Here is a 5,573-nt window from a genome sequence, read left to right as displayed (position 1 = left end):
GGTTTCGGCACCGTGGCAGGAATGGTTGGTACGCTGCCGTTCTGCTTGTCTTCCGCTTCCTGGGCCTGGGCGGCGTCATTGGCGCGCTCTTCCGGAGTGCGGTTATCGCTGAACACCAGCAGCAGGTAGCGGCTGCGGTTCAAGGCGGCGGTCGGCACGGCGCGCACGATGGCGAATGGCTGGCCGGAATCGTGGATCACTTCCTTGACGGTCGCTACCGGGTAGCCCGCCGGGAAACGCTGGCCCAGGCCGGAACTGACCAGCAGGTCGCCTTCCTTGATGTCGGCCGTATCAGCCACATGCCGCAATTCCAGGCGCTCGGGGTTGCCGGTGCCGCTGGCAATCGCGCGCAGGCCGTTACGGTTGACCTGCACCGGGATGCTGTGGGTGGTGTCCGTCAGCAGCAATACCCGCGAGGTGTAGGGCATCAACTCGACCACCTGCCCCATCAGGCCACGGGCATCCAGTACCGGCTGGCCGAGGACCACACCGTCGCGCTCACCCTTGTTGATGATGATGCGATGGGTAAAGGGGTTGGGGTCCATGCCGATCAACTCGGCCACTTCGACCTTCTCGTTGACCAACGCGGAAGAATTGAGCAACTCGCGCAGCCGAACGTTCTGCTCGGTGAGGGCCGCCAGCTTTTGCATGCGCCCCTGCAACAGCAGGTTTTCAGTCTTGAGTTTTTCGTTCTCGGCGACCAGCTCGGTACGGCTGCCAAATTGGCTGGCCACGCCCTGGTAGAGACGTTGCGGCAGGTCGGTGATCCAGTAAGTCTGCATCAACACCAGCGACATCTGGCTACGCACGGGCTTGAGCAGTGCAAAGCGGGCATCGACCACCATCAGCGCGACCGAAAGCACGACCAGCACCAACAAGCGCACGCCCAATGAGGGGCCTTTGGCGAAAAGCGGTTTAATAAGCCGCTCCTCCCAGGCAAATGTTCTCTTTATTCATACGGCATCTAACCGGCCTGGATGCAGATTGAAGAAGATAAACGCCAACAGGCAGCACTGCAAAGTGCTGCCTGTGGGCGAAACATGGGCTAACGAGCAAATACTTATTCGCTGGAGAGCAGGTCCATGGTGTGTTTATCCATCATTTCCAGTGCACGGCCACCGCCACGGGCGACGCAGGTCAGCGGGTCTTCGGCGACGATCACCGGCAGCCCGGTTTCCTGGGCCAGCAACTTGTCGAGGTCGCGCAGCAAGGCGCCACCACCGGTCAGTACCAGGCCACGCTCGGCGATATCGGAAGCCAATTCCGGCGGCGACTGCTCCAGGGCGCTCTTCACAGCCTGAACGATGGTGGCCAGGGACTCTTGCAGAGCTTCCAACACTTCATTGGAGTTCAGGGTGAAGGCACGTGGAACGCCTTCTGCCAGGTTGCGACCGCGAACATCGACTTCGCGAACTTCGCCGCCCGGGTAAGCGGTACCGATTTCCTGCTTGATGCGCTCGGCGGTGGATTCGCCGATCAGGCTGCCGTAGTTACGACGCACATAAGTGATGATCGCTTCGTCGAAGCGGTCGCCGCCTACACGCACGGATTCGGCATACACCACACCGTTCAGGGAAATCAGGGCGATTTCAGTGGTACCACCACCGATATCCACCACCATCGAACCGCGCGCTTCTTCAACCGGCAGGCCGGCACCGATCGCAGCAGCCATCGGTTCTTCGATCAGGAACACTTCGCGGGCACCGGCGCCAAGGGCCGATTCACGGATGGCACGACGCTCCACCTGGGTGGACTTGCATGGAACGCAGATCAGCACACGAGGGCTGGGCTGCAGGAAACTGTTTTCGTGAACCTTGTTGATGAAGTACTGCAGCATCTTCTCGCAGACACTGAAGTCGGCGATCACGCCGTCTTTCATCGGACGAATGGCAGCAATATTGCCTGGTGTACGGCCGAGCATACGCTTGGCCTCGGTGCCAACGGCAACGACACTTTTCTGATTACCATGGGTCCGAATGGCCACAACCGATGGCTCATTCAGAACGATACCGCGCTCGCGCACGTAAATAAGGGTGTTGGCAGTGCCCAGGTCAATGGAAAGATCGCTGGAAAACATGCCACGCAGTTTCTTGAACATGGGAAAGGGACCCTAGGCAACGCGTGGGTAAAAAAGTGCGGCAAACTCTAACAACGACAGGGATTTTGGGCAAGGCGCCAATGTGCTAAATTGGCCGACTTTCTGTGCACCAACCCCCACAATCGCGGCCGTAAGACCGTAGAAATGCGGTAGTGTTCCGACAATCTAACACACGGACAGCCTCCGTTCTGTTTTCCACTGGAGATTCCCATGGCGCTTGAACGCTCCGACGTGGAAAAAATCGCTCATCTGGCCTCGCTTGGCCTGAATGAAGCCGATCTTCCACAGACCACCGCAGCCCTGAACAGCATTCTCGGGCTGGTTGACCAAATGCAGGCCGTGAATACCGACGGCATCGAGCCCCTGGCTCACCCGCTGGAAGCCAGCCAGCGCCTGCGCGCAGACGTCGTGACCGAGCAAAACAATCGCGAGGCCTACCAGTCCATCGCGCCAGCGGTCGAAAACGGCCTGTACCTGGTTCCGAAAGTCATCGACTAAAGGGAAAGAGCCTTTCATGCATCACATGACTCTGGCCGAGATCGCCCGCGGTCTCGCCGACAAAAAGTTTTCTTCCGAAGAGTTGACCAAGACCCTGCTGGCGCGCATCGCCGAGCACGATCCCAAGGTCAACAGCTTCATCAGCCTCACCGAGGAGCTGGCCCTGAGCCAGGCCAAGGCCGCCGACGCACGTCGCGCCAACGGTGAGAACGGCGCACTGCTGGGCGCACCGATCGCCCACAAAGACCTGTTCTGCACCCAGGGCATTCGCACCAGCTGCGGCTCGAAGATGCTCGACAACTTCAAAGCGCCCTACGACGCCACCGTGGTGTCCAAGCTGGCTGCCGCCGGGGCCGTGACCCTGGGCAAGACCAACATGGACGAATTCGCCATGGGCTCGGCCAACGAATCGAGCTACTACGGCGCGGTAAAAAACCCGTGGAACCTCGAGCACGTGCCCGGCGGTTCGTCCGGTGGTTCGGCTGCCGCGGTTGCCGCACGCTTCCTGCCGGCGGCCACGGCCACCGACACCGGCGGTTCGATCCGCCAGCCGGCGGCTTTCACCAACCTCACCGGTCTGAAGCCGACCTACGGTCGCGTTTCCCGCTGGGGCATGATCGCCTACGCCTCCAGCCTGGATCAGGGCGGCCCCCTGGCGCGCACCGCCGAAGACTGCGCGATTTTGTTACAAGGCATGGCTGGGTTCGATAAACAGGACTCCACCAGCATCGACGAGCCGGTGCCGGACTACAGCGCCAGCCTGAATACGTCGCTTAAAGGCCTGCGCATTGGCGTGCCGAAAGAGTATTTCAGTGCCGGTCTCGACCCGCGTATCGCCGAGTTGGTGCACAGCAGCGTTAAAGAGCTGGAAAAGCTCGGCGCGGTCATCAAGGAAATCAGCCTGCCGAACAACCAGCACGCGATTCCTGCCTACTATGTGATCGCCCCGGCGGAAGCCTCCTCCAACCTGTCGCGTTTCGACGGCGTGCGCTTCGGCTACCGCTGCGAAAATCCGAAAGACCTGACCGACCTGTACAAACGCTCCCGCGGCGAAGGCTTCGGCGCTGAAGTACAACGCCGGATCATGGTCGGTGCCTACGCCCTGTCGGCCGGTTACTACGACGCGTACTACCTAAAGGCGCAAAAAATCCGTCGCCTGGTGAAGAACGACTTCATGGCCGCCTTCGAACAGGTCGACGTGATCCTCGGCCCAACCACGCCGAACCCGGCCTGGAAGCTCGGCGCCAAGAATGGCGACCCGGTGGCTGCGTACCTGGAAGACCTGTACACCATCACCGCCAACCTCGCGGGCCTGCCGGGCTTGTCCATGCCCGCCGGTTTCGTCGATGGCCTGCCGGTCGGCGTGCAATTGCTCGCCCCGTATTTCCAGGAAGGCCGCCTGCTCAATGTGGCGCACCAGTACCAGTTGAACACCGACTGGCACACTCGCACCCCTACCGGCTTCTGAGGAGAACACTATGCAATGGGAAGTTGTGATCGGGCTGGAGATTCATACCCAGCTCGCCACCCAATCGAAGATTTTCTCCGGTAGCGCCACCACGTTCGGCTCCGAGCCCAACACCCAGGCCAGCCTGGTAGACCTGGGCATGCCCGGCGTGCTGCCGGTGCTGAACCAGGAAGCGGTGCGCATGGCGGTGATGTTCGGTTTGGCGATTGACGCCGAAATCGGCCAGCACAACGTGTTCGCGCGCAAAAACTACTTCTACCCGGACCTGCCCAAGGGCTACCAGATCAGCCAGATGGAATTGCCGATCGTCGGCAAGGGCTACCTGGACATCCCGCTGGAAGACGGCACGATCAAACGTGTCGGCGTGACCCGCGCGCACTTGGAAGAAGACGCCGGTAAAAGCCTGCACGAAGAATTCCCGGGCGCGACCGGCATCGACCTGAACCGCGCCGGCACGCCGCTGCTGGAAATCGTCTCCGAGCCGGACATGCGCAGCGCCAAGGAAGCCGTGGCCTACGTCAAGACCATCCACGCGCTGGTGCGCTACCTGGGCATCTGCGACGGCAACATGGCCGAAGGCTCGCTGCGTTGCGACTGCAACGTGTCGATCCGCCCCAAGGGCCAGGTCGAGTTCGGCACCCGCTGCGAGATCAAGAACGTCAACTCGTTCCGCTTCATCGAGAAGGCGATCAACAGCGAAGTGCGTCGCCAGATCGAGCTGATCGAAGACGGCGGCAAGGTGATCCAGCAAACCCGCCTGTACGACCCGAACAAAGACGAAACTCGCGCCATGCGCAGCAAAGAGGAAGCCAACGACTACCGTTACTTCCCCGACCCGGACCTGTTGCCGGTGGTCATCGAGGATTCGTTCCTCAATGACGTGCGCGCCACCCTGCCGGAATTGCCGCAGCAAAAACGCGAGCGTTTCCAGGCGCAGTTCGGGCTGTCGGTCTACGATGCCAGCGTGCTGGCCTCCAGCCGCGAACAAGCCAACTACTTCGAAAAAGTCCTGAGCATTGCCGGCGACGCAAAGCTGGCGGCCAACTGGGTAATGGTCGAGCTGGGCAGCCTGTTGAACAAACAGGGCCTGGAAATCGACGAAGCCCCGGTGACTGCCGAGCAACTGGGCGGCATGCTCCTGCGCATCAAGGACAACACCATCTCCGGCAAAATCGCCAAGACCGTGTTTGAAGCCATGGCCGCCGGCGAAGGCAGCGCTGACGACATCATCGAGAAGCGTGGCCTCAAGCAAGTCACCGACAGCGGCGCCATCTCCGCCGTGCTGGATGAAATGCTCGCGGCCAACGCCGAGCAGGTCGAGCAGTACCGTGCGGCAGACGAAGCCAAGCGCGGCAAGATGTTCGGCTTCTTTGTCGGGCAGGCCATGAAAGCCTCCAAAGGCAAGGCCAACCCGCAACAGGTGAACGAGCTGCTGAAAAGCAAGCTCGAAGGCTGACAGCGGTGAATGGTCCGAATGGGATTTCATGCCCCACTCGGACCCTTTGTGCG

At 61.0% G+C, this 5,573-nt stretch carries 5 protein-coding genes; 3 read left to right on the top strand and 2 right to left on the bottom strand.

The genetic code is table 11. The annotated features are described in order from the left end of the window. Positions 1-872: rod shape-determining protein MreC (gene mreC, locus WBR57_RS01175; RefSeq protein ID WP_424081357.1), on the bottom strand; the 872-nt coding region annotated here is incomplete at its 3' end. Between the two features lie 188 nt (positions 873-1,060). Further along, entirely contained in the window at positions 1,061-2,098 is a 1,038-nt protein-coding gene (gene mreB / locus WBR57_RS01170; RefSeq protein ID WP_002555108.1) for a rod shape-determining protein MreB, read from the bottom strand. A gap of 210 nt (positions 2,099-2,308) precedes the next feature. Here mreB and gatC point away from each other — a divergent pair, with 210 nt between their 5' ends. The 3 genes from gatC to gatB are packed head-to-tail and all read left to right on the top strand — an operon-like array spanning position 2,309 to position 5,520. After that, complete coding sequence (gene gatC, locus WBR57_RS01165; RefSeq protein ID WP_116629110.1) at positions 2,309-2,596, top strand: Asp-tRNA(Asn)/Glu-tRNA(Gln) amidotransferase subunit GatC; 288 nt, start codon at positions 2,309-2,311, stop codon at positions 2,594-2,596. Between the two features lie 16 nt (positions 2,597-2,612). Continuing rightward, the gene (gene gatA / locus WBR57_RS01160) at positions 2,613-4,064 is read left to right on the top strand and encodes an Asp-tRNA(Asn)/Glu-tRNA(Gln) amidotransferase subunit GatA (RefSeq protein ID WP_424081354.1); all 1,452 of its coding nucleotides are present in this window, start codon (positions 2,613-2,615) and stop codon (positions 4,062-4,064) included. Positions 4,065-4,074: 10 nt separating this feature from the next. After that, positions 4,075-5,520: an Asp-tRNA(Asn)/Glu-tRNA(Gln) amidotransferase subunit GatB gene (gene gatB / locus WBR57_RS01155; RefSeq protein WP_122539827.1), complete on the top strand. Its 1,446-nt coding sequence runs from the start codon at positions 4,075-4,077 to the stop codon at positions 5,518-5,520. Positions 5,521-5,573 lie beyond the last annotated feature (53 nt).

This window comes from Pseudomonas sp., from assembly GCF_049590575.1.
Classification (GTDB): domain Bacteria; phylum Pseudomonadota; class Gammaproteobacteria; order Pseudomonadales; family Pseudomonadaceae; genus Aquipseudomonas.
The sequence above is the reverse complement of the archived record's forward strand: the minus strand, read 5'-3'. Positions and strand labels throughout refer to the sequence as shown.

What these genes read in the sequence shown, in the direction of transcription:
- mreB (WP_002555108.1), bottom strand. Translation starts at nt 2,098, where the DNA reads ATGTTCAAGAAACTGCGTGGCATGTTTTCCAGCGATCTTTCCATTGAC.
- gatC (WP_116629110.1), top strand. Translation starts at nt 2,309, where the DNA reads ATGGCGCTTGAACGCTCCGACGTGGAAAAAATCGCTCATCTGGCCTCG.
- gatA (WP_424081354.1), top strand. Translation starts at nt 2,613, where the DNA reads ATGCATCACATGACTCTGGCCGAGATCGCCCGCGGTCTCGCCGACAAA.
- gatB (WP_122539827.1), top strand. Translation starts at nt 4,075, where the DNA reads ATGCAATGGGAAGTTGTGATCGGGCTGGAGATTCATACCCAGCTCGCC.